The following is a 24,895-nucleotide window of genomic DNA, read 5'->3' as shown; positions in this document are numbered from 1 at the left end:
TCTGCTACTTTGCAGCTTCATCCTTATCGGTATCACCAACTAAGGCAACAGGGATATTCTCTCCATACTCATTAAGCGGACTAAGTGTCAGTGCAACCTGGGTTTTTCCGTTATTCTTGGTCTGCGTCTGCTCCGTGACATAACCTTCTCCATTGACGGAGATCCCCACCTTCAGCAGGTTCAGAATCTCCAGCGCATCGCGCAGAGATTGCCCTCGCAGATCAGGAAGCGTCACGTTCTCTCCCTGCTCACTTAACAGATAGATGCGCTGCCCGGCGGTCAGGGCGGTGCCCTTCTCAGGGTACTGGCTGACTACATTTGCCCCTTGACCTACGGCTTCAAAATCAAAGCCCTGATTAATGAGCAGCTGTCTCGCCGCCTTCACCGTCTTGCCGGTCAGTTCCGGCGCTTGGCGCTGGGTGGCAGCCTCGGCCTTCACTGTCTTCTTGTCAGCAGGACCCGTAACATCTCCCGCTTTGGGCACGCCCATATAAGGAAGCGCCTGAGAGACGATATCCTTGAAGACCGGCCCCGCAGCGGCACCGCCGCCGGCAGCATCAGCAGGCTCGTCAATAATGACGAAGACTGCGATCTTCGGGTCATTGGCCGGTGCGTAACCGAGGAAGGAGGAGCGAACCTTGTCACGGTCATACCCGCCCTTACCATCCGGCTTAATCGCCGTACCTGTCTTGCCGGCCACCCGGTAGCCCTCAATGTAGGCATGCCGGCCGGTTCCGTGCTGCTGATCGGCCACTACCTGCTCCAGGTAGCTGCCCGTCTCCCGTGCGCTTGCCTCGGAGAGCACCTGACGTACAACCTCCGGCTGGGTGACCGTGGTCTTACCGGTATTCGGATCGGTAACCTCCTTCACCACATGCGGCACCAGCAGCTTGCCGCCGTTCGCAATCGCAGCGACGGCTGTGAGCTGCTGGATCGGGGTCACCAGCAGCTTCCCGTGTCCATAAGCAAGGGTTGCATTTTCCACTGCCCTGTTTGGATCAGGGTTGACAACACCCTTAACCTCTCCAGGGAGGTCAATGCCCGTCTTTTCCGTGAACCCGAAATCCGTGATATACTGCAGCAGCTTCTCCTTGCCCAGCATCTCATAGCCAAGCTTGACGAATGCAACGTTACTCGAGCGCTTAACCCCTTCCAGGAAGGTAATGGTTCCATACCCGGCTCTGTTCATATCATAGATAGGCTTGCTGTATCCCTTAATCCGTACAGAACCGGACTGGAAGGTGGCATTCGGATTGAACAGCTTCTCCTGCACGGCACCCGCCAGCGGGACGATCTTGAATGTTGAACCCGGCTCGAATCTCGTCATAATAGCGTGGTTATAGAAACCGGCCGCATCCTGATTCAGATCATAGTACTCATTCGGGTTAAAAGTTGGCATATTCGCCAGACCCAGAATCTCCATCGTCTTCGGGTCGGCCGCAATCACACTGATCGACTTCGGCTTATACTCCGCATACGCCTTTTTCATAGCCTCTTCAATATAGAACTGAATCGTGCTGTCAATCGTCAGCTTGTAGTTGCTTCCATTCACCACAGGCTGGAACGTATCCTTGGAATCGGGCAGCTTGATGCCCTTGCCGTCACTCTGGTAATTCAGCTTGCCGTCCGTCCCGGAGAGCTGTTTGTCCAGGAGCTTCTCCAGTCCCATCATTGCTTTGCCGTCTCTGTCGGTGTAGCCCAGAATATGCGCAGCAAGCGAATCCTTAGGATAATAGCGCTTCTGCTCCCTGACGAGCCCGACCCCAGTCTCCAGCGTATCATGTTCTTTCTTAAGCTTCTCTACAAAAGCCGTCACTTTATCGGCCAGCTCCTGGTTAATCTTCCAGCCTTCATTACGGATCTCGCGGTTCTTCAGATATTTCCCGTCTTTATCCTTGGCCTCCACCAGCTTCTTCAGCTCATCCGCCGGTTTGTTCAGCAGCTCATGCAGGCCCTGAATGACCTCTTCACCGATTTTTTTCTCGGCAATGACCTCAGGGTTAACCACTACCGTATAGGCAGGCACATCGCTGGCCAGAACATTACCGTTACGGTCCTCAATCACCCCGCGGACGGCCTTGATGGTTGAAGTATGGGCCCACTGCTTAGCCGCGGTCTCCTGCCACTCCTTACCTTGCAGAACCTGAATCCAGAATACTCTGGCGACTAAAACAAGAAAAAAGAGGGTAATACACCCTCCTATAAACAGCGTGCGAAGTTTGATTCTCTTAACCATAAGGTACCTCACAACCTCTATTATTGCGATTGCCGTTCATCGCTATTTTTTACCGGCTTGGTCAGTAGCCTGGCTGCTTAGCGGAACATAGATGGTAGAATCCACAGAAGGGACCACATAGCCCATTTCCTTCGCCCGCGGGACGATCGTCTGCTCCAGCGTCTGCTTCTCCATCTTGTACGTGGCAATTTGCTTCTTGTTGACCGCGATTTCGCTGTCCAGCTTCTGGGCCTGCATATTCAAATCGTAAATATGGACGTAACGCCAGATCAGGGAGGCTGCTACCAGAATAAAGGCTCCCAGCGTCAGCATGTACAAAAGCTTCTCCTGCAGCGGCAACACTCTGCGCCTGGTGACAACTTTCGTTTTCTCACGGTACAGCGGGTTTGCCTCTTGTTTTCTCTTAGGTTGAACTGCTAAATTTCCGCGGGTATAAGCCATCTCTGATTCTCCTTTATCGTCATCTACAATTTCTCTGCGATACGCAGCTTGGCTGAACGGGCACGCGAGTTAAGCTCCAGCTCTTCTTCCCCCGGCACAATAGGCTTGCGGTTGATCAGCTTCAGGGTGCCTTCGGCACCGCACACGCAATACGGAAGGTCAGGCGGACAAGTGCAACGGCTTAAGTAGCTGCTGAAAATCTGCTTGCAGATCCGGTCCTCCAGCGAGTGAAAGGTAATAACGGATACCCTGCCCTCAGGAGCCAGACAGCGTACAGCCGCATGCAGCCCTTCCTCAAAAGCACCCAGCTCATCATTCACGGCAATCCGCAGCCCCTGAAAACTCCGCTTCGCCGGATGTCCTCCGGTCCTTCTTGCCGCCGCAGGAATGCCTTCCTTGATCAGCTCGGCCAGCTCTCCGGTGGTCTCTACCGGGCGTTCTTCCCTGCGCTCTACAATCTTCCGGGCAATCCGCCGTGAGAATTTCTCTTCTCCATACTGGAAAAGCACCCTGGCAATCTCCTGCTCACTCCAGGTGTTGATGATATCTGCCGCACTCAGCTGTGCCGACTGGTCCATCCGCATATCCAGCGGGGCGTCATGGTTGTAGCTGAAGCCGCGTTCCCCTTCATCAAACTGCGGAGAAGATACCCCCAGATCAAAGAGAATCCCGTCTACCTGGGGAACTCCGTCCTTTTGCGGAACAAACGGGAGTTCCTTCAGCACCTGCTCCAGATCGCGGAAGTTGGTCTTGACGGTTACCACCTTGTCGCCGTATTCGGATAATTTCTCCTTCGCATTGTTCAGCGCCCAGTCGTCCTGATCCAGACAGATCAGCCGTCCAGTGCCGCTAAGCTTGGATGCGATAAGCGCGCTGTGCCCGGCTCCCCCGAGCGTACAATCTACATATAGGCCATCCTTCTTGATGTGCAGCCCTTCTGTCGCTTCTTCTTTTAGTACCGTGATGTGGTGAAACAAGCTGCATCCCTCCAAGGCAGTAATTCGAAATGTTATGTTCTATAGATCAAAATTGAAATCCACCAATTTCTCGGCGATTTCGTTGAACGATTCCTCTGACTGTTCGAAGTACTGCTCCCATAGCTCCTTGTTCCAGATCTCCACCCGGTTCGAAACGCCCAGAATAACACAGTCCTTGTCCAGCTTGGCATATTGCCGCAGATTCCCCGGCAGATTCACCCTGCCTTGCTTGTCCCATACACACTCCGTCGCTCCCGAGAAAAAAAAGCGGCTGAAGGCACGGGCATCCGATTTCATCAGTGAAAGGCTTTTAAGCTTTTGCTCCATGATTCCCCATTCTTCCATGGGATAAACAAACAGGCAGGAGTCCAGGCCACGGGTCGCTACGAAGGAGGTTCCGAGCATATCACGGAACTTGGCAGGGATAATGATCCGGCCTTTATCGTCAATGCTATGCTGGTATTCCCCCATGAACATGCTCATTCCCCACCCCTGAATCCCGATTTCCCACTTTGCCCCACTTTTCACCACCTAAGCATAGTAGATTCGCCATTAAAAATCAAAAACCTTTTTCCGGAGCAAGGTAATTTTTTCTTGTTTGTCAAGAGGCTATTCTTTACACCCCATGCGGACACGCAAAAGCCCGGGCCAATGTGATTGGCTCCGGGCTCGTGCAGATCCATATCCTTAGTCGTTCAGATTCCAGCTGTCCAGATACTCCACTTGCGCCTGTGTCAGACTGTCGATGGATATCCCCAGACTTTCCAGCTTGTAACGCGCTACCTGCTCATCCAGCACATAAGGTACATTCTCCACTTTGACACCAATACTCTTATAATTATCGTTAACATATTTAAGGGACAAGGCCTGGAGTGCGAAGGTGGTATCCATAATCTCTGCCGGATGACCATCGGCTGCGCCCAGGTTCACCAGACGTCCTTCAGCCAGGAGGTACAGCTTGCGTCCATCCTTCAGCTGATACTCTTCGATGTTCTTGCGCACCGTCCGCTGGGACACTGAGCGCTCAGCCAGCTCCGGCTTGTTGACCTCCACATCGAAATGTCCGGCATTGCAGAGAATCGCGCCATCCTTCATCACATCATAATGCTCACCGCGAATGACGTACCGGTTCCCGGTAACAGTTACGAAGAAGTCTCCTTGCTTCGCCGCTTCCAGCATCGGAAGGACATGGAATCCGTCCATATGCGCCTCTACCGCCTTGATCGCATCCACTTCCGTAACAATTACGTTCGCTCCGAGTCCCTTGGCCCGCATCGCTACACCTTTACCGCACCAGCCGTAGCCCACCACAACCACAGTTTTGCCGGCTACAATCAGGTTGGTAGTGCGGACAATGCCGTCCCATGCCGACTGTCCTGTGCCGTAACGGTTATCGAACAAATATTTGCAATAAGCGTCATTTACCGCAACCATAGGGAATTTCAGCATGCCCTGCTTCTGCAGCGCCTTTAAGCGGATAATACCTGTGGTTGTCTCCTCAGCTCCCCCGCGGATATTCTCCATCAGATCGGGGCGCTCGGAGTGCAGCAGGGTGGCGAAATCGCCGCCGTCGTCGATAATCAGATCCGGCTTGCTCTCCAGTGCCCGGATGTTCAGTGCCTTGAACTCTTCCGGGGAAGGATTGTACTTGGCAAATACGGTAATGCCATCCTCAACGAGTGCAGCACACACATCGTCTTGCGTAGATAACGGGTTGGAGCCTGTAATCGTTACTTCCGCGCCACCAGCCTGCACTACCTTGGCCAGATAAGCGGTCTTGGCTTCCAGGTGAAGGGTGATCGATACCTTGAGCCCCTTGAACGGCTGCTCGGCTTCGAACTGCTCACGGATACGGTTCAGCACCGGCATATGCTGGCGAACCCAGTCGATTTTGAGATGCCCCTCGGGTGCAAGCGACATATCGGCAACAATACTGTTTTGCTTGGATAATGAACTCATGGTAGGACCCCCTAGAATAATTTGCTTACATATAAATAATACGGTGTGTTCCGCTGTAGTCAGCAGGCACAGCCATCAATTCCTCCAGCCATTCCAGCCCGTACCGGTTCAGATAATACATCATATTATAGACACGCTCCTGAAGCTTGCCCAGCGGCATGAGCGACAGCTCGATCCGTTCCCACTGGCGAAGCGCAGCCTCATTCTGTTTCTCCATCGCATCCAGTGCTTTGCCCTGCAGGAAGGAGATCTGGTCGATAATCTTATCCTTGTTATTGCCGCCCAGCTTCAGCAGCCCCGCCTGAATACTGCCAAGCTGTTCAATCAGCGGCTCATACATCCCGGAGAATGCTGTCTTAATCTCTTCGAATTTGTCTTCTAGCCTCAGCTCATCCTGAGCACTTAGCCACGCCTTGCGTTTATCATCCAGACCTCTCTGCACATCTGTGAAGGACAAGCTGTATTTATCCATATGCTTGCGAAGCGTTCCCTCAATCACTGTAAAAGACATGCGCGGAATAATCAGCGGCATCTGTCCGTCCAGCACCCTGAAGGCTTGATGCGGAATCGCCCAGTAAGCCATTTCCCCTTGTCCGAGCACTGTAGCGAGCACAGGAAGTACATAGTCCTGCATCAGCGGGCGGGTTAGCACATTGTTGCTGAACCGTTCGGGATGGCTCTCCAGCAGCTCCAACAGCTCAGAACGGGAGAACGAGACCGTGGCTTTCCGGTCTGCGAACCGTCCCTCCGCCTTATGGAGCAGAAGCCGTGCACCCTCATGAATATAGAAAAGATTCGCATTGCCGGGCGTCACATCGGCCTGCAGCTCATATCCGCTGTCTATAATCCGTTCAGCTGCGGCAAGATAAGCTGCCTCCAGCTCGTCATTCCGCTCAATCATGGAAGCGAACATGGGCGCTTCCAGCCTGCGCAGGGCAGGATCGGCCGAATCCAGCAGAATCAGTCCGAATTTGCCGAACAAAGCTCCCATCAGCTTGGCGAACGCCTCCGTCATATTGCCGGCGCCCGTAGATGCAGCCGTAACCAGCTCCATCAGCTGCGGTTTGAATTCACTGTCCTGCAATAAGCCATCCAGCTGCGCAACCGCCTGAAGCCAGCTCTCAGCATCCACCTTGATCTCGCTGACCGAGGACCGGGGGCCTTCGCCTTTATCCAGCTTAATCCGGGTAATTTCGCCGCTCCGGTTCAGCACATAGGTATGATTGACCTCATCCCAGTCATGATCCTCACCCGCAATCCAGAACAGCGGAACGACCGGCCGACCAAGCTGGGCCGCAGCCTCCCGGGCTGCCTGAATGGTAGTAATGGCCTTATAGACCACGAATAGAGGGCCTGTGAACAAGCCGCTCTGCTGGCCGCCTGTCACTACAAGGGTCTCCGGCTGTTCCAGCAATTCAAGCGAACGGACAACTGCCTCATCAGGATTGTGCTTATTGTTATAGCTGCGCAAATATGAGACAACCGCTGCGCGGTCTGCCCGCAGGCTTCCTGTACGATCAAGCCACGCTGCGCGTTCAGCCCGGCTCTCCGGGCTGCGGAAGTCCCCGCCATACAAATGTCCTACGGTTTCGTATTGATGTATATAGTCACTGGCGAGCGCAGATCCGCCCGGCAGTGGTTCCGGTACAACATTCATTGATAATGGCCTCCTTGTTCTGCAATAACCCGCTGCTATATGTAATTCATAAACCGGTAAACCCTTTATGATTGTATCCAATGTTGGGTGCGGCGTCAAAGAAAGAAAGTAAAACCTCATTTCATAAATAAAAAACACTTCTTAAATAATAAAGAAGTGTTTTTTGCATTTTCTTTCACTCAAATCAAAAATATATTTTTTATAAACTAGATTTGTACATTTTAATGCCTACATGTATGCTATGCAGTTTGGATGGTGATGACTACATTGATTTAGACATGGATTAAATGGACCACAAACACCAAGACAAGGACAATACCCATTGCAAGTCGCCATTGGACTACTCATATTCAAAGAATTCCCAAAAACTAAGTACGCCATTTTAACACTCCTTCAATATTTGTTTTATAATTATTCCTTATAATAAAATAAGAAATTTTATACTCCTAATGCCTCTAATTCACTTATCTCAGAGATGTACTCTTTATCCAAGTTTAGAGAAACATCGGAAATCTTCATTAAATTTTCATCATGGGTTATTATTATAATAATTTTTTCTTCTTTTATTGACTTTAATAGTGAGGAAAAAAAGTCAAAGCCATTTTTGTCAATCATCGAAGTAGGTTCATCAAAAATCAAAATATCAGGTTTTTTCAGCAAAGCTCTAATTATTGATGATTTTTGAGCTTCCCCACCTGATAAATTAATTACTTTTTTTTCGGATTCGTTCAATAATACTTTATCTTGAAGGTTAAAGCCTTTTATTAATTCCTTTAGGTTATTTTCATCCCAATCTTTAACGCCAAAAAGTATATTTTCTATAATACCTTTCTGGACTATTAAAGAGTTTTGTTCAGCTACGCCAAAGATCCCTTTTCTAATCTCGTACATATCTAATTCATCTATTGGAATATTATTATAAGTGATTTCTCCTTCAAACTGATTATATAATCCGCTTAACAAGTTAATTAGACTTGTTTTACCCCGCCCATTTTTACCTGTAATGATATAAATCTTCCCTTTATGAAAGTCAAAGTTAAAATCCTTAAAAATAATTTGCTCATTAAATTTCAATTTGATATTTCTTAATGAAATTAACTCAATGTGCTTTAAAACGACCTCTCCATTTTTTTCTTTTGGAATATTAAAATGATTAATTAATCGATCCAACGAAGCTTTAACTGATTGATAACTCTTAAAATTCTCAATAAAAAACTGCAACGATCCAATTGCTGTCCCTAAATATGAAGAAATAATTATTAATTTTCCGATTGTCATACTTCCATTTACAATATAAATTCCACCGATAAATAACATTATTAAATTACTTAAACTTATGATGAAATTACTTGTACTCCCTGATAAACTTAATATTTTTACATTTTTTATTAATTTATTGATAAAATCAGTAAAACTTAAATGCACATCTTTTTTTAAAGGTTGAAAAAGAGAGTTCATTTTTATAGAAGAAATATCATTTAACTGCCGATACATTTCTGCAAACAAGTTTGACTGACTATTTTTCAGTTTGAAAGAACTATTATAAATTGGTTTTCTGAATATTAAATATAAGCCTACATATATTGGAATTGTTAATAAAAAAACTAAAAATATAGTTGAATTAATTTTCCAAAGCAAAAACATAGTAATAAAAAGAACAAGCAAATTAGTTACACCTTGAGTAATTATATTTATAAAATAACTGCTCACAACATTGCTATCACTATTAATATGTTCAGTTAGAAAGGAAGAATTGAACTGTCTTGAATATTCTATTGGAACTTTTTGAATATGGTCTATCAAATCTAAATTAATGTCAAATGCAATTCTTGTATTTATCGTATTGTGAAATACACTGACGACATTAGATATTATTAAAGAAGTGATGTTTATTGTTAATAAAATTAATAATATTTTTGTTGCATTATTAATACTTAAAATAGTCGTAAGATTATCAAAATAACGTCCATTATAGTATGGTAACAATAGACTTGATAATCCAGTAGAAATAAGCATGGCTAAAAATAAAATTAATATTCTAATCTTATTTTTTTTAAGGTAAGTTAAAAGAAATGTTGTTATGTTCATCTTGTTTCTCCTTTATAACCAAACACTTGGGCATTAATCAATGCCCAAGTGCTAATTTCTACATGTAAGCTATACAACCAGGGAAGTTTCTCGAACAGGTATTGTAAGATGCACATTTTGCAACACAAGCACTTTGTGATGGACAAAAATTGTAACATGTAAATCCACCATGACAATCAACATCGCCTGCAGGTGATATGGAGTTCGACAATACTAGATAGTTCATTTTTTTCACCTCCTTTTTAAAGTATCAAATGTAATTAGATTTCACGTTAAGATAATTGACTTATAATCTAATGCTTAAATTAACTGCTCTAATTTTTTTTCTTTCGATTCTCTAATTAAATAAGATGCATAGTTTTCTATTTTTTTCTTAAGGTTATATTTATAATCTGAGCATCGATCTTCTTCTCCATTGATTCTACTATTGGGACATCCCCCCATGCAGATAGGTAAAATGTCACAATTTGAGCATTTCTCGTTGTTGAACGGCTCAAAAAGTAAATACTCCAATCTAAGATTTATATTTCCAGAGAAGGTACCATCGACGATATTACCATAACTATCCTTTACATTTCCTACCTCAACCCAACAATTATATAGATAACCCTCAGGGTCAATTACCAGTGAATTCATAGAATCTGCTGTACAGAAGGGACCAGTAATATTAGGAAAACTATAGAAGCCGGAATGAAAACCATTCTCTAGTGCTTTTTTATCAAAGTCGTATGAAAGCTCAGAAAAGCTTTTATTAGTCAAACAGCTATTTTTACTATAGCAATCATTAGAATTTCTAACATGTCCTAAATATATATGGATTTTTTCTTTTAAATCGCTATTTTTAATAAATTGTAATAAACCATCTAGGTCATCTTTGTTAGTAGTGTCTGTATTAATACGTAAAGAAATATTTAAAATATCAGAAGTATCTCTAATATTACTCAAAATTTTATCAAAAGTTGGTTGTCCTCCTACTAACGGTCTTCGAACATCATGAATCTGTTTAGGACCGTCAATGGTTACTTGTGCCATTTGAACTTTAAAATCTTTTAATTCCTCTGCGAGTTTACGATTAAGTACAAAACCATTTGTAATTATACTAGCTGAATATTCTATCTTATTATCTTCGCAAATCCGAATAAATTCCCTAGAAAGTTGTCGAATAACATTCATATCTAATAATGGCTCTCCTCCATACCAACAAACACTCAGTACATCCAGGCCTTTAGCTTGAGCCTTAACAATTTCAATAATCTTGTCTATTACTTCCTGACTCATTTTTTTGTTATTTTTAAAGTCTTTCTCATAGCAATAAATACATCCTAAATTGCAATTAAGAGTTGTTGCTATTGTAAGACCCAATTGTTTAGTGGAATATCTATTTTGCAAAAGCCTAGATTTCATAATATCCATTTCATTTAAGTTATTCTCTAAAATAAAGCCTCCTAACTTAAGTTGGTTTATAAATTCCTCATCAAGAAAATTGATGTCATTATCTTTTTTGAATTTTATGTAACTATTATATTTTTCTTTTTCCATCAGGGCTAAAGCAGCAGTTCTTGAATTATAAGCAAGAGTTTTTTCTTCCTGAGGAAAATCATAAAAAAAGTTATAATTTGATGCTTTCATAAAACAACCACCTTTGTATTTATTTACATATTTGATGTATACCAAAAATGTACTCCTAAGAGAAAACTTATCATATGATTAAAATCATACAATAATACACTTTTTTTCAAAATGAATTATTTTAATACATTTTTCGACTTTTATAAATGCAAAAAAACCTTTATAAAATAACAGAGCCTTTTGGCTCAATTATTTTATAAAGGTAAACTTCAAGTTATCTTTTAGGCAAATTGCTTGGCTACGAAATGCCCCTTGGACACCTCAACCAGTTCATAATCACTGTCATTTGTTTTCTCGCCGGCCGCATAAATCGGGCTGCCCAGCTCATCATGCAGATGAATCCGTTTTTTGTTCGCTTCAACCTCCGGGTCCGGAACCGGAATCGCCGAGAGCAGAGATTTGGTATACGGATGGATCGGATTAGCGTACAATTCTTCGCTTTCCGCCAGCTCTACCATTTTGCCCAGGTACATAACAGCCACACGGTCACTGATATGCTTAACCATAGACAAGTCATGCGCGATGAAGAGATAAGTAAGTCCAAGACGATCCTGCAGCTCCTTGAGCAGGTTCACGACCTGCGCCTGGATGGATACGTCGAGTGCCGAGATCGGCTCGTCACAGACGATGAACTTAGGGTTCACGGCAAGCGAGCGGGCAATCCCGATACGCTGGCGTTGTCCGCCGGAGAACTCATGCGGATAACGGGTAGCATGATCATGGTTAAGGCCAACCATATCCAGCAGCTCTTCAATCCGTTTCTTACGTTCCTGCCGGCTTCCGGCCAGACCATGAATGTCCAGCGCTTCACCGATAATGTCAGACACTGTGAAACGCGGGTTAAGCGAGGCATACGGGTCCTGGAAAATCATTTGCATATCACGGCGCATCGTCTTCATCTTGCTGCCGGACAATTTGTAGATATCCGTACCATTGTATTTCACGCTGCCTGCAGTCGGCTCATACAAGCGGAGAACGGTACGGCCTGCAGTAGTCTTGCCGCAGCCGGACTCCCCTACCATTCCCAGGGTTTCGCCTTCGCGGATGGAGAAGCTAATATTATCAACTGCCTTAAGAACTTTTCCCTTACCGACATTGAAATATTTCTTAAGACCTTCTACTTCAATCAGATTCTTGCTCAGATTCTTACTCAAACGAACTGCACCTCCTTGGCCATCGAATGCAGATTCCAGCTGTGCGCCATAAGCGTATCACTGAACTCTGTGATGCCGGGATCAATCAACTCCTTCACAGGAGGCACTGCTTCGCTGCAGTGCGCTGTATAGGGACAACCGACCGGCGGCTTAATCAGATCCGGGGAAGCTAAAGTGATTGGTATCACCGGCTCGCCCTTCTTCGGGTAAGCTGCGGCCTCAGCCGCACAAGACCCTTGGTGTACTACGATAACCCGGTCACATCTCACGGCAATTACACCAGGAATGTGTTATCAGGATGATGGAGGGCCCAAGCGAATGTTGCACATCTCCAGAGATTTCTTGGGGATATTGGTTAAAGCGAGCCTCCGCATTCATAATGCTTACTAGCTTCAGCACTTCAATAGCTTGATTATTCGCTTCGGCCGCTGATATATTCTGATGTTAGTTCAAAACTTCGGTTATCTGTTTGCCCATTTGGATCATTGGGTTCAAAGAAGTCATCGGGTCTTGAAATATCATGCCAATATCTTTGCCGCATGGGTTCCACCATTGTTTAATTCTTATTTCTTCAGCTTAGGATCAAGCGCATCCCTCAGGCCGTCACCAAAAATATTAAAGGAAAGCATCGTTAAACTGATAAGAATCGCAGGGAACAGGAACCGCCACGGATAGTACAGCCAGCCGGTTAATGAGTCATTGATCATCGATCCGAGTGAAGCTACCGGAGCCTGTACACCAAGACCGAGGAAGCTCAGGAACGCTTCGGCAAAGATGGCATTCGGCACGGACAGGGTAATTGTTACAATAATCGGTCCTACTGCATTCGGCAAAAGATGCTTGAACAGCAGCCGCTTGGACCCTGCACCCATCGAACGTGAAGCTAATACGAACTCACGGTTCTTAAGCTGCATAATCTCGCCGCGCACAATCCAGGACATGGTAATCCAGCCCGTTATCGTTAGCGCCAGGATAATGGTCCCCAGACTTGGTTCAAGTACAACCAGCAACAGGATAACTACCAGCAGGTATGGAATGGAGTACAGAATTTCAGAGATTTTATTCATGATATTGTCTACACGGCCACCGAAGTAACCCATGATTCCGCCGTAGATGACCCCAATGAAAAGGTCAATTGCAGCAGCGGCAAGGCCGACAATTAGCGAGATTCGTGCACCATACCAGGTACGGACAAAGATATCGCGTCCCAGATCATCTGTACCAAACCAGTGAGCGGATGATGGGGGCTTATTCGTGTTGAGCAAATCATTAGAGTAGTAATTGAACTTTGAGAAGAACGGCGCAAAAATTGCAGCCAGTACGATCAGTCCAAGAACCCCCAGCGCGGTCATTGCCATTTTATTCTGGCGCAGACGCTCCCAGGAATCTCGCCAGGCGGACAGACTTTCACGCTGAATGACTTCAGCCTGCCGTTCATCAACTCCTACCTTACGGAAATCTTCCGGTTTCAGGTTCGCATCCTGCGACACCAAGTTTTTGTCAAAAGCCACTCGTTAGCCCTCCTTTCCGCCAGATAGTTTGATACGCGGATCTATGAACACATAAGCAATGTCAGTGATAAACCGTGCCACCATAAGCAATACACCATAGAAGATGGTAATTCCCATAATAACAGTGTAATCACGGACACCTATCGCTTCAACAAATTGCTTGCCGATCCCGCCGACACCGAAGATCTGCTCAATTACGACAGAACCGGTTACGATGTTAGCTGTCATAGGTCCCATATAGGTTACCACCGGCAGAATTCCGTTGCGCAGTACGTGGCGGCTCAAGATGGCTGCCCAGCTTAGGCCCTTGGCCTTAGCCGTCTTGATGTAATCTGCATGCAGGACCTCCAGCATACTGGAGCGCGTCAGTCTCGCTATGAAGGCTATAGGCTGCGCTGATAACGCGGTTACCGGCAAGACATAATACATCGGCCCTTTGAACCCGGAAACGGGGAACATGTGGAATTTGTAAGCAAACACATATTGCAGCAGCGAGGCGACTACAAAGCTCGGAACCGCAATCCCCAGCACCGCCAGCACCATTGCTGCACTGTCAATAAACTTGCGGTGATAGAGTGCCGCCATCATGCCGAGGAAGACTCCGACAATAACCGACACGAGAATTGCGATAAGCCCCAGCTTCAGAGACGCCGAGAATGTCTGGCCGATCAAGTGTGTTACATCCTGATTCAGACGCTTCATAGATACACCCAAATCACCCTGGGCAATTTCACCCAAATACTTGAAATACTGATGATAGAGCGGCTTGTCCAATCCATATTGCTCGTATAAACGCGCTTTTATTTCTGGTGGAACCTTCTTTTCAGAAGTAAACGGGTCCCCCGGAATAGCTTTCATCAGAAAAAAGGTCGCTGAAATCAGCACAAATAGCGAGACAACCATATAGAAAAACTTATTGGCAATATAACGAACCATCCCCATCAACACCTCCTTTGACTTTTTTGAGACACATAATTAGATTTTATGAAAAAACTGACCATTTGTCTAATTTCTTATTTTGTAAGTTCGTGAAATCTTTAACAATAAGCCCGAAATGCAAAAAAAAGGGATATATATGGAATCCCACATATATATCCCGAAGTGTAAAGCTCCCTTCAGACTATCACTATTCAGTTCATAAACTGAAGGTTCTGTATTTCTTAGTGCTCAAGCAGGTAAGCACGAGTGAAGTCAATCGCACCGCTGAAGTCAAGAGTTACACCTTTGAGGTACTCTTTAGTCAGGGAGTTGTTGGTGTAGTAGTAGAACGGAATCAGGATCATGTCATCCTGAATGATCATTTTCTCAGCCTGAGCAAACAATTCTTGGCGTTTTGCCAGGTCAGAGCTTGTTTTTGCTTCGTTAATCAGCTTGTCATATTCAGGGTTAGCGTATCCAGTATCATTGTTACCGCCGCCTGTTACCCACATATCCAGGAAGGTCATTGGATCATTGTAATCCGCAACCCAGCCGGCACGTGCAATCTGGTAGTTCAGGTTCTGGCGGTTGTCGATGAATACTGCCCACTCCTGGTTCACCGTGTTAACAGTGATACCCAGAGCCTGTTTCCACATATCAGCTACAGCCAAAGCGATTTTCTTGTGGCCTTCACTGGTGTTGTAAGACAATTCAATTGGTGGCAGCTCAGTCAGACCTTCTTCAGCCAGACCTTCTTTCAGCAGTGCTTTGGCTCCTTCAATATCTTCTTTGAAGTAGTCGTCTTTAACTGCGGTACGGAATTCACCGTCAGCGCCAGCGATACCCGGAGGTACGAAGCCGAACGCAGGAAGCTGTCCGCCCTGTGCTACGTTGTCAATCAGCGATTGACGGTTAACTGTCATAGCCAATGCTTTACGGATTTTAACGTTATTGAATGGTTTTTCAGTGATGTTGAATTCATAGTAGTAGGTACTTGCGATACCTTTTCTCTGGAATTCGTTAGGAAGCTCTTTCTGTACGATTGGCACCTGTTCTTGCGGGATTTCACCATGAGGTGCACCAGCGCGGTCCAGTTCGCCGTTCTTGTAGCTCAAGAGTTCAGTTGCTCCACTGTTAACCAGGGAAAAGTCGATTTTAGCCAGCTTGATGCTTGCAGCATCCCAGTACTTATCGTTCTTGCTAACTTGCAGGGATTGGCCGGTAGTCCACTCAGTCAGTGTGAACGCACCGTTAGTGATCATAGTATCTTTGCTTGTAGCCCATTTAGCATTACCCTCAACCGATTTGTGTACAGGGTAATAAGTATAGAAGGACAGAAGACCAAGGAAGTAAGGAGTTGGTGCTTTCAGCGTAACTTCAAGAGTTTTCGCGTCAACAGCTTTTACGCCCACTTCGTTGAAATCTGCAACTTTCTTAGTATAGTATTCTTCACCATTCTTCAGGTAGTACAATTGATAAGCGTAAGGTGCAGTAGGATCTGTGTTAGGGTCGAGCACGATTTTCCATGCGCGAACGAAATCAGCAGCTTCTACAGGGTCACCGTTGCTCCACTGTGCATCGCGCAGGTGGAACGTATATACCAGTCCGTCAGCGGAAATATCCCACTTCTCAGCAATACCCGGCTCAGCTTGGCCAGTTTCATCATTCATGCGGGTCAAGCCTTCATACATAGTTTTCAGGACGGTGTTGGCTTGGCTGTCCTGAGCTTGTGCAGGGTTAAACGTAGGTGGTTCTGCAGTCAGGTTGACTCTAAGTGTCTGGTCAGCAGCCAGCTTCTCGTCACCTGTTGTTCCTGTGTTCGTGCTGCCCTCTGGTGCAGTCGTCGCCGCAGCATTAGTACCGCTATTGTTCTTGTTTCCGCCGCAGCCAGCAAGCACTGTGCCGATCACCAGAACTATTGCGATCATGAGCAATAGACTTTTACTCTTCTTCATCTAGCAGTTCCCCCTAAATAGAATGTGGTATATGGTTTATGATTATACAACCAGTGGTCAAAAAAATCTAGAGCAATATTTTCTGAAAACGACTTTTTTTTAATTCTTTAAAATTTTGTGACGTTGACGCTTCACCGGAGCAGTGGAACGTTACATCGCTTGTGATATGTATTGAATGAGGCCTACAACCATAAATAATACGTAACCTACGCCCAGGAAAAAGAAAGAAAGCCGCCACACAGCACGAAGTAACCGTTTTCCGTCCACCCCTCCTTTGAGGCGGTTTTGGGCGCCGCCAATCAGTCCGGCGGATATTAATACAATAAGTAGTATAAGAAAGAATCCAAAGGTTGAGTCAAAAATAATATTAAACAGTCCCGAAACTGACAGCAATAAAAATAAAGTAGTTACGTCCATCGCCAGCATCATTGTTTTCCTCTTATCATGCCTGAGCCCGATTCCTGCGAAATATACAATCAAAAAAGGAACAATCGGAATAACGCTTAACACGCCGAACGAATTCCGGAGAAATTCCAAACAGCCTCACCCCTCCCTCACAGTCATGCCTTCTACCAGTCCGCAAATCCAGCGGTGCAGCGGAGCCTGAATGCCCTGCCGCAGCCCCATATTCACAATACTTCCATTAATCCAGCGAATTTCCGTTTCCCTTGCAGCAAGCACATCAGCCAGCATCGATGATGTATTGCCCGAAGTCGCGCGGCACACTTCAAGAATGGTGTCCCAGACCTCGTGCTCAGGGGAAATCCCGCAGGCCTCTAATATTCCGGCTGCCTCTGTATACAGTTCCTTCATAAGCTGTACACGTGCAGCGGAGGCCAGCAATTCGCCGTTCCTTACCCGCCAAATGGCGGTTAGAGGATTAATGACAGCATTGATCAGTAGCTTCCGGTAAATGATGGTATCCACTTCTTTCGACAGAGAAGCGTGAAATCCTGCTGCGGCAAGAGCTTCTATGAAACTAATTATGGCCTCAGGCTCAGATGCCTGCAGATCAGTTTCATGAATATTTATAGGAGAGCTGCTCTTCCCTATACATATTTCCCCTTTACCCGTATGAATAACCTCTGTTAATGTTTTCCTCTTGGCCGCCTCTGTTGTTACAGCCGCCCAGATGGATGATCCCGGCAACAGCCCCCTAAGCAGCTCCAGATGCCCGCAGCCGTTCTGGAATCCTATGATTACAAGCTTCCTGCCGCTTAACGGCCGGAGAATCTCAGGCAGAGCCTCATGAAGCATCTTTTGCTTGACCGTTAACAGTGTAACCTCCCCGGGTTCATCCAGCTGACACCGGGTATATCCTTCTACCGGTGCAGCAGAGAAACTTCCGCCTGGAAGCCGTGTTGCCTCCCTGCCATCTTCATAGCTGACAGTCAGCCCCCGTTCGGATAGCGCCCTGCTCTGCTCCTCGCCCCTGCACCATATCCGTACTTTAGCCCCGCCGGCGATCAGACGTCCTGCAAGCAGCAGCCCCAGTGACCCCGCGCCTATCACATCTATTCTCATGCTAATCCTGCCCCCTGCCATGCCTTGCTCCAATAATTTTCCTAATTATATCCTGCCTGTCTCTGCAAAAGCAAAACAAAAAACCCTGCTAATCCGTTGCTGTAACGCAACCGGACGCAGGGCTTGCTGCCTGACTATTCTATTCAATCCGTTCCAGGTTTCCGTTCGCATCCATTTTGAAGCGGGTCTTCTCATCATCCTCTTCATTAAGAAAAGCCAGCCTGCGGGCACGGTCCATAATCTGGATCAGCGCCTTGTAATCATCATTAACCACACGGTAATCGCTCTGGGCAAGATTCACTTCTCTGGATAGACGTTCATTCTCAACTCTCAATTCAGAGAGCTCCTCTTCCTTCTCCCGCAGATCACGCTCTAGCATCTTAAGCTGTCTGCCGGCCTCCTGGAATGTCCCCTTCCACTGCCGCAGGAAGCGGATGACGGCATCGATGGACAAGCTATTCTCGCTTAATCCTTCGCTGCGGCTGTAGTCTTCCTCAATGTCACCGAGAATCAGTCCGGCTACCTGAGCCCCACGCGAGCCAGGCTGTTTCTTCAGATAGCTCCGTTTCTGCCGCTGTCCTTTGGCAATCCCGATAGCATCCTCGTAGCTTTTGCGCACGCAGCTGTTCCAGCGGAAACCGCAGGCCGCCGAGGTTCTGCCGATTTTTTCACCCACCTCTTCAAAAGCAGCAAGCTGTGTGCTGCCCTCGCGGATATGACGCAGCGTTATTTCTGCCAATATCAGATCATCTTCTGCACTCCAAGCATCCTGTCTAACGGCTGTCATAAAGCCTAACCCTCCTAACAACATCATGAAATAACCATCTTCAGAACCGGCAGCTCCGCCGGGTAGTGAATAGGGATAAAAGCTGCTTACTCCATTTCTATGCCTCTATTAGAGTTCATAGAATCTATTTGATACTAATTTGTATTGCCAATTTGTCTGCACCTCATACTACCTTTGCTATAAATTCCTCGTTTCCGCCCAGAAGGCTTGTGTCAATAATAAAAATCATATATTTTATGAAATTTTTAATTTTTTTCAATGAATTCGTTTACAGTGTTTTAGACAGCCGTTATAATAAATGGTAAGCAGCTGTTAGCCGGATTCATACTGGAAGGGGGACCCTCTCTTGGACCGCATGTTTCGCGTTTTAGGATTTTTTACACTCACCATCGGACTTATGGCTTTTGCCGGTAATCTGACGGAAATGGCCCTGCTATTCTTTTTGCAAACCGCTTTTTTTGTGATTCTGGGCTACATGAAATTTACGGAAAAGACCTACATCCTGCTCTTTTGGGGGTATATGATCCTGACGTTTACAGGCTTCAGCTATTGGACGATATTTGAGATGGGATTGCCGCTATAACGCATATATATAGGAATGAACGGATATGGCTTCTTGCCTTAAGGGAGCATTTCCGTTCTTTTTGTTTGCAAAATTGTAGTTCGGGGAGATGCAAAACAGGGTATGATATTTTAACAGGCTGAAACATATTAATAGTACATACCTGTCTAACTCTGTTCAAGGTGGTGGTGCAAGTGTTATCCCGTAAACCTGTTCGCCGGTTATTCGCAGCAATATTGATCCTCACCTGCATCGCTATGCCGCCGGCTTCTCCCGTGTATCTGTCCGCCGGTTCCGGCTCCGCTTCAGGAGTCAGCGCTCCGCCGATCTCCATGCCGGATGATGAAGAGACCCGCAAGCTGCTGGAGCAGACGCTGTCCTCCGCAGAGATTGAACGTGAGATTGCCCGGATTACCGCAGAACAACAGACGCTGGAGCGCAAAGCCGCTGAACTGGAAGAGCAGGCAGCCGCCAAGCAGAGTAACATCGCGGATCAGCAGGAACGGGCGGGTGCTGTCGTGCGTGCCTATTATATGGGCGAACGGGATGGGCTTCTTACCGCATTCCTCTCCGCCAAAAGCATCAGCAGGCTAATCGCTCTAGTCGATTATTATGAGATTATTATGGGGCAGGACCGGAAGACGCTCACGGAATATGAGGCGCAGTACAAGGATTTGAAAAGCACACTCACAGCCGCACAGCGCAGCAGCCAGGAGCTGGCAGAGCTCAAAACGGCGCTCGAAGAGCAACAGAAACGTGTGCTTGCCTTAGATAAGGAGATTGCAGGCGGGATTCAGGCCAGTACAGATCCTGAGAGTATGCAGCGGCTGCTGGAGGAGTTCAGTAAATATTGGGAGAACATCGGCCTGCATGAGGTGCGGAAGTATTTCAAAGCGCTGGCTTCCGCCATGAAGCAGCTGCCGGAATTTATCCAGAGCCGGGATGGCGTGCTGGTGCGCAAGGGGATGACCTATAATCTCGCCCTGTCCGAAAAGGATCTGAATGAGTTTCTGGTTACCCAGAATCCGCTGTTCCGGGATTTCCGGTTTGCGTTCAAAGACAATTCAGTCTCGGCAACGGGTAAAAGCGGGGGGTTGTCACTGTCGCTGACCGGCCGCTATACGATACAGCAGGAGCCTGTCAACGGCTTGATGTTCCATGTTGATCATGTGGTGTTCAATGGTCTGGAGCTGCCGGATACCACCCGCCAGGCACTGGAGGAAGAATTCGATCTCGGCTTCTATCCGGCGAGGATCGTCTCCTTCCTGCAGGCCACCGAGGTCGCTAGCTCGGACGGCATCCTGCATGTGAAGCTGTCCCTCTCATTCTAAAGGAGGCTTCACCACTGCTTCATAATCGGCGGCATTCAGCTTGCCGGTTAGCAAACCAAGTGCTGCCTCCGCCTTCCGGCTCCACTCTGCCTCGGAGCCGGGACCGGGGGTGTTATCTTCTGCAAGAAACCATCCGGCTTCCATCGGCAGCTTCCCCATCTTGGGCTGAGCGGAGCGATATAGCTCATCCAGTGCCGGCAGACGGTCCGTATTCTCCAGCCATTCAAGCTGGGCCGTGCTTGATGTGACGTAGGCAAGCCATTTGACCGCTGCTTCCGGACTGCCGGATTGTGCAGGAAGGGCAAAAAAGCGGCTCTGAATAACCTCATAGCTCGGTACACCCTCCTGCTTCTTAGGCATCTGCACCGCAAGTGTAGAATTTCCGTGCTTCTTCCACTCCGATAGCGGCACAGCCGCCACCGCAAGCTTCCCATCCTGCAGCAGCTCCCAGATCTCCTTATTAAACCGGCTGGTCAGATACAAATAGCTGCGCGCCGCTTCTGTCCACTGAGCCTGCCCAAGGCTGGCGGAGCGCAAACTGCTGCCCATGCTATGCAGCACGGCGGCATAGCCGTAAGGATTCCGCGTATCCATAGCCAGCAGATAACGCTTCTTCTCCGGGTCCTCTTTCAACCGGACCAGCAGCTCATTCCACTGCTCCAGGCTTGCGGGCACCTCCGCAAACCCCATCCCGGCGAGCCGCTCCGGCGAATACACTAGCACATAGGGATCGATATCCAGCGGCACTCCCCAGTTATATCCGTTCCACTGCATCTGTGGAATAAGCATCGTAAGCGGTGTACTGCCGGGAACACTCTGGTAGATATCTACAGGCAGCAAATAGCCCCGGGTCGCCAGATCATAAATACTGTGACCGTCCAGCATTACGATATCCGGGCTTGTCCCAATGGTTAGTTCTTCACGCACCAGTGCTCCCCCGTCTTCCGCCTCTACATTCTTAAGGATCACGCTGACTCCGCTGGATAAAGTGTACTCTTTGCTAATCTGCTCGAGCACGCTGAATTCCTCCGTACTGAGCGAGACGCGGATCTGCAGACTCTCGTCTTTCCCTGCTTCCCCTGAAGGAGGACGCTCTGATTGGTCCAGCGGCTGTCTGGGCGGATAGCTGCCATGATCCGTATTCAGCTCCATGCTGGGTGACAGGCTTGTCAAGGCCAGCAGCAGAACTGCAAACAGCAGCCAGTAATTTTTGCGTTTCAGCACATGCGCCCTCTCCTTCAGCGTTTCTTATTCCTCATTTTAGCAGAGATGCCGGCGCTTGTCTTGGGTTGTGAAACCGTTCTCTTTATATAGAAGGAAACGGTGGGATGGGAGTGTATGAGAAGCAGAGCCGCAATTTGGGCGGTAGTCGCACCTGCGGTGAATATTTGGCCTTCCGGCCGCTGTTGTCTGCAGATTTCCTCAATTGTACCGCTGTACGCGGTTGAAATCCGGTGACTGCTGATGCTTACGAGGCGAGCTTTCCTACGGAAAGCTTTCAGGCGGACACTACCGCTCCTACAGCTCCAAAATTCCCCTCCGTTGCTATCGCTTTATTGCTCCAGCTAAACCCAGCCAAGTCCCCTCCCGCCGCTTCCGGGGCGGGCAGGAAAAAAAGCCGGGAGTCTTGAGCTCCCGGCTGGAATAAGCTTTGTTGTTGGGGGTTAGAGCAGATCGGCGGCCAGCTGGGCCAGATGCGAACGCTCGCCCTTTTCCAGTGTGATATGTCCGCTTATGCCCTGCTGCTTGAACTTCTCCACGATATAGCTGAGCCCGTTGCTCGCCGCATCCAGATAAGGGTGGTCAATCTGCTCGGGGTCCCCCATCAGGATCACCTTACTGCCCTCGCCGGCCCGGGAGACAATCGTCTTCACTTCGTGGCGGGACAGGTTCTGCGCCTCATCAATGATGATGAACTGCGACGGGATGGAGCGGCCGCGGATATAGGTCAGCGCCTCTACCTGGATACTTCCCAGCCCCATCAATATTTTATCGATATCCCCTGCCTTCTTGGTGTCAAACAGGAATTCGAGGTTATCATAAATCGGCTGCATCCATGGACGGAGCTTCTCATCCTTCTCTCCCGGCAGATAGCCGATATCCTTACCCATCGGTACCACCGGGCGGGCAATTAGCAGCTTCTTGTATTTGTGTTCATCCTCTACTTTGAACAATCCGGCGGCTAACGCCAGCAGCGTCTTGCCTGTACCCGCCTTGCCGGTAATGGTCACCAGCGGAATATCATCATTCAGCAGAAGCTCAAGCGCCATCCGCTGCTGCGCATTCCGGGCACTGATGCCCCATACCGCATCGTTGCCCAGATAGAGCGGCTCCAGACGGGAGGCATTGCTGTTGACCTTTAGCAGCGCTGATTTGCCGCTTCCGATCTCATCCTTCAGAATTACGAATTCATGCGGATACAGCGGATAGGACAGCGACAGCTGCTTCGTGGACAGGAACCGGTGACTGTAATACTCATCAATCAGTGAAGGATGGGCCATCAGCGACTGGCAGCCGGAATAGAGCTCATTCAAATCGCCGGTGCGGTCGGACAGATAATCCTCCGGAGTTATACCAAGCACATCCGCTTTGATGCGGACGAGAACATCTTTACTTACAAGTACCACAGGACTCGGGTCAGCCTTCTCATTCTCTTCATGAAGATAATTGAGCGCTACAGCCAATATCCGGTTGTCATTAGAGACTTCGCCGAACATCTCCTGTACCTTGACGAAGCTGCGGTGATTAAGCTCTACCTTCAGCGTGCCTCCATGGTCAAGTACCACCCCGCTATGCAGGTGGCCCAGCTCCCGGAGTCCGTCTAACAGACGCGATACGGTGCGGGCGTTACGGCCGATTTCATCGGCATTACGCTTCTTGGAGTCGATTTCTTCCAGGACTACAGCAGGAATGACCACTTCATTCGCCTTGAAAGCAAAAATCGAATTGGGGTCGTGCAACAGCACGTTGGTGTCCAGTACGAATATCTTTTTCATGTTATCCCCTCCACAGCGCCTGGTTTGATTGATCATACATAACTCTTTTCAGCAAGGGCAACATAAGGTAAATCACTAATTCTCAGGCTGAAAGGAGTACGCACATATGAGAAAATCAATGTGTCTGCTAATGGTACTGCTGCTGCTGACAAGCTGCGGTATCGCTAATAAAGAGACATCACCCTCTCCTCAGGATAAACAGTCGGCTGAAGCGGTGCACAGTCAGGGGAGCCGCGGAGTACGGACATTGTCGGAAGATGGTACAGCCGTACAAGAGCCCGCCCCGGATTCGGGACAACCTTCAGAAGACAAGCATGACAATGATGTGGCACTCAAGGATCATTTTGAACAATTAGCGCGAAGAGTCCCGGGTGTAGAAGGCGTCCACTGTGTCGTTATGAACAACGTTGCTGTGGTCGGTATTGATGTGGACGGCGCCCTTACCCGTTCGCGGGTAGGAAGCGTGAAATATTCGGTAGCCGAAGCGATCCGCAAGGACCCCAGGGGCGTAAGAGTTCTGGTGACTGCCGACATGGACCTCAGCAGCAGGCTGGCCGAGATGGGCAAGCATATCTCCAAGGGCAACCCGGTCTCCGGCTTCGCCTCCGAGATGGCCGATATTATCGGCCGGATCATTCCGCAGCTGCCAGAGGATATAGAGCCGCAGGGCAATACCCGGTAGATGCAAATTTCAAAAAAAGCCTAGTGATAGCACACTAGGCTTTTTGCATGGCGGCAAACACTTGTCCGTCCAGCTTCTCGGCCGCACGTGCATCGTATACCTTCGCATATTTCGGAGCAGATTCCAGGTGCGCGCCATAGAACAGCGCATTGCGGACCGCTTCAATCTCAATATCAAAACAGCACATCTTAAACGGAACATCCGGCAACGGGTCCAGCCGAACCGCAGCATGACCGTTAATGGCATGCACCGTCCCTTCGCCAAACACGGTAATCGTTACTCTCGGGTTAACCTTCATGTTGTTTACCAGTCTGGAGCGGTGGTCCACAGCCAGCCGGACAACGGAAGGGCTCACAGCATAGATCCATGAGATCGCAGTCGACGTAGGTCCGCCTGATTCTGCATCCACAGTGTTTAGAAGAACAAACGTCTCCGATTGCAGCATAGCTAGCAGAGTTTCATTGAGCTGAGCAACGGCTTCAGACATA

General features: G+C 47.9%; 21 protein-coding genes and 1 pseudogene. 3 read left to right on the top strand and 19 right to left on the bottom strand.

Annotated elements, in window-relative coordinates:
• Positions 1–4 precede the first annotated feature (4 nt).
• The 16 genes and pseudogenes from MKX63_RS13050 to MKX63_RS12975 form a co-directional block, all read right to left on the bottom strand.
• Positions 5–2,236: a penicillin-binding transpeptidase domain-containing protein gene (locus tag MKX63_RS13050; RefSeq protein WP_341017558.1), complete on the bottom strand. Its 2,232-nt coding sequence runs from the start codon at positions 2,234–2,236 to the stop codon at positions 5–7.
• 42 nt (positions 2,237–2,278) lie between these two features.
• The gene (locus MKX63_RS13045; RefSeq protein WP_341017556.1) at positions 2,279–2,677 is read right to left on the bottom strand and encodes a hypothetical protein; all 399 of its coding nucleotides are present in this window, start codon (positions 2,675–2,677) and stop codon (positions 2,279–2,281) included.
• A 23-nt stretch (positions 2,678–2,700) separates the two neighbouring features.
• Entirely contained in the window at positions 2,701–3,654 is a 954-nt protein-coding gene (gene rsmH / locus MKX63_RS13040; protein WP_341017553.1) for a 16S rRNA (cytosine(1402)-N(4))-methyltransferase RsmH, read from the bottom strand.
• Between the two features lie 39 nt (positions 3,655–3,693).
• A complete protein-coding gene (gene mraZ / locus MKX63_RS13035; RefSeq protein ID WP_036690220.1) occupies positions 3,694–4,131 on the bottom strand; it encodes a division/cell wall cluster transcriptional repressor MraZ in 438 nt (145 codons plus the stop codon).
• Positions 4,132–4,341: 210 nt separating this feature from the next.
• A complete protein-coding gene (locus MKX63_RS13030; protein WP_341017552.1) occupies positions 4,342–5,613 on the bottom strand; it encodes an adenosylhomocysteinase in 1,272 nt (423 codons plus the stop codon).
• A gap of 25 nt (positions 5,614–5,638) precedes the next feature.
• Positions 5,639–7,270 carry a bacillithiol biosynthesis cysteine-adding enzyme BshC gene (gene bshC / locus MKX63_RS13025; RefSeq protein ID WP_341017549.1) on the bottom strand — a complete coding sequence of 544 codons (1,632 nt, stop codon included), beginning with the start codon at positions 7,268–7,270 and terminating at the stop codon, positions 5,639–5,641.
• Positions 7,271–7,708: 438 nt separating this feature from the next.
• Positions 7,709–9,358: an ABC transporter ATP-binding protein gene (locus tag MKX63_RS13020; protein ID WP_341017547.1), complete on the bottom strand. Its 1,650-nt coding sequence runs from the start codon at positions 9,356–9,358 to the stop codon at positions 7,709–7,711.
• A 300-nt stretch (positions 9,359–9,658) separates the two neighbouring features.
• Positions 9,659–10,987: a radical SAM/SPASM domain-containing protein gene (locus MKX63_RS13015; protein ID WP_341017545.1), complete on the bottom strand. Its 1,329-nt coding sequence runs from the start codon at positions 10,985–10,987 to the stop codon at positions 9,659–9,661.
• 221 nt (positions 10,988–11,208) lie between these two features.
• Positions 11,209–12,129, bottom strand: coding sequence for an ABC transporter ATP-binding protein (locus MKX63_RS13010; RefSeq protein ID WP_341018621.1), 921 nt, complete (start codon positions 12,127–12,129; stop codon positions 11,209–11,211).
• Positions 12,130–12,137: 8 nt separating this feature from the next.
• A pseudogene (locus tag MKX63_RS32550) lies at positions 12,138–12,678 on the bottom strand (peptide ABC transporter ATP-binding protein); the annotation flags it as partial.
• Between the two features lie 26 nt (positions 12,679–12,704).
• A complete protein-coding gene (locus MKX63_RS13000) occupies positions 12,705–13,652 on the bottom strand; it encodes an ABC transporter permease (RefSeq protein WP_341017540.1) in 948 nt (315 codons plus the stop codon).
• Positions 13,653–13,655: 3 nt separating this feature from the next.
• Positions 13,656–14,588 (bottom strand): ABC transporter permease, encoded by a 933-nt coding sequence (locus MKX63_RS12995; protein WP_076076346.1) that lies wholly within the window; start codon positions 14,586–14,588, stop codon positions 13,656–13,658.
• A 224-nt stretch (positions 14,589–14,812) separates the two neighbouring features.
• Positions 14,813–16,525: a peptide ABC transporter substrate-binding protein gene (locus MKX63_RS12990; RefSeq protein WP_341017538.1), complete on the bottom strand. Its 1,713-nt coding sequence runs from the start codon at positions 16,523–16,525 to the stop codon at positions 14,813–14,815.
• 150 nt (positions 16,526–16,675) lie between these two features.
• Positions 16,676–17,035 (bottom strand): DUF3397 domain-containing protein, encoded by a 360-nt coding sequence (locus MKX63_RS12985; RefSeq protein ID WP_305954367.1) that lies wholly within the window; start codon positions 17,033–17,035, stop codon positions 16,676–16,678.
• Between the two features lie 33 nt (positions 17,036–17,068).
• Positions 17,069–18,049: a ketopantoate reductase family protein gene (locus MKX63_RS12980; RefSeq protein WP_341017536.1), complete on the bottom strand. Its 981-nt coding sequence runs from the start codon at positions 18,047–18,049 to the stop codon at positions 17,069–17,071.
• A gap of 139 nt (positions 18,050–18,188) precedes the next feature.
• A complete protein-coding gene (locus tag MKX63_RS12975) occupies positions 18,189–18,836 on the bottom strand; it encodes an RsfA family transcriptional regulator (RefSeq protein ID WP_341017534.1) in 648 nt (215 codons plus the stop codon).
• A 346-nt stretch (positions 18,837–19,182) separates the two neighbouring features.
• Between MKX63_RS12975 and MKX63_RS12970 the strand changes: the two genes are divergently transcribed.
• Both MKX63_RS12970 and MKX63_RS12965 read left to right on the top strand, forming a co-directional pair.
• Complete coding sequence (locus tag MKX63_RS12970) at positions 19,183–19,419, top strand: DUF2626 family protein (RefSeq protein WP_340752288.1); 237 nt, start codon at positions 19,183–19,185, stop codon at positions 19,417–19,419.
• A 173-nt stretch (positions 19,420–19,592) separates the two neighbouring features.
• On the top strand, positions 19,593–20,729 hold the full coding sequence (locus MKX63_RS12965) for a hypothetical protein (protein ID WP_341017531.1): 1,137 nt from the start codon (positions 19,593–19,595) through the stop codon (positions 20,727–20,729).
• On the opposite strand, the gene MKX63_RS12960 is transcribed toward MKX63_RS12965, so the two are convergent.
• Together MKX63_RS12960 and MKX63_RS12955 are read right to left on the bottom strand one after the other, a co-directional pair.
• Positions 20,721–21,953 carry an extracellular solute-binding protein gene (locus tag MKX63_RS12960; RefSeq protein WP_341017528.1) on the bottom strand — a complete coding sequence of 411 codons (1,233 nt, stop codon included), beginning with the start codon at positions 21,951–21,953 and terminating at the stop codon, positions 20,721–20,723. The two genes, MKX63_RS12965 and MKX63_RS12960, sit on opposite strands and share 9 nt — an antisense overlap.
• Before the next feature lie 440 nt (positions 21,954–22,393).
• A complete protein-coding gene (locus MKX63_RS12955) occupies positions 22,394–23,725 on the bottom strand; it encodes a PhoH family protein (protein WP_341017524.1) in 1,332 nt (443 codons plus the stop codon).
• Between the two features lie 106 nt (positions 23,726–23,831).
• Between MKX63_RS12955 and MKX63_RS12950 the strand changes: the two genes are divergently transcribed.
• Positions 23,832–24,407, top strand: a complete 576-nt coding sequence (locus MKX63_RS12950) for a YhcN/YlaJ family sporulation lipoprotein (protein WP_341017521.1) — start codon at positions 23,832–23,834, stop codon at positions 24,405–24,407.
• A 34-nt stretch (positions 24,408–24,441) separates the two neighbouring features.
• Here the strand turns inward: MKX63_RS12950 and MKX63_RS12945 are convergent, their stop codons facing one another.
• Positions 24,442–24,894, bottom strand: coding sequence for a pyridoxamine 5'-phosphate oxidase family protein (locus tag MKX63_RS12945; RefSeq protein ID WP_341017520.1), 453 nt, complete (start codon positions 24,892–24,894; stop codon positions 24,442–24,444).
• Position 24,895: the final 1 nt, after the last annotated feature.

The sequence above is a fragment of the Paenibacillus sp. FSL R7-0179 genome, from assembly GCF_038002265.1.
GTDB lineage: Bacteria > Bacillota > Bacilli > Paenibacillales > Paenibacillaceae > Paenibacillus_AQ.
This window is presented reverse-complemented; position numbering and strand designations above follow the sequence as displayed.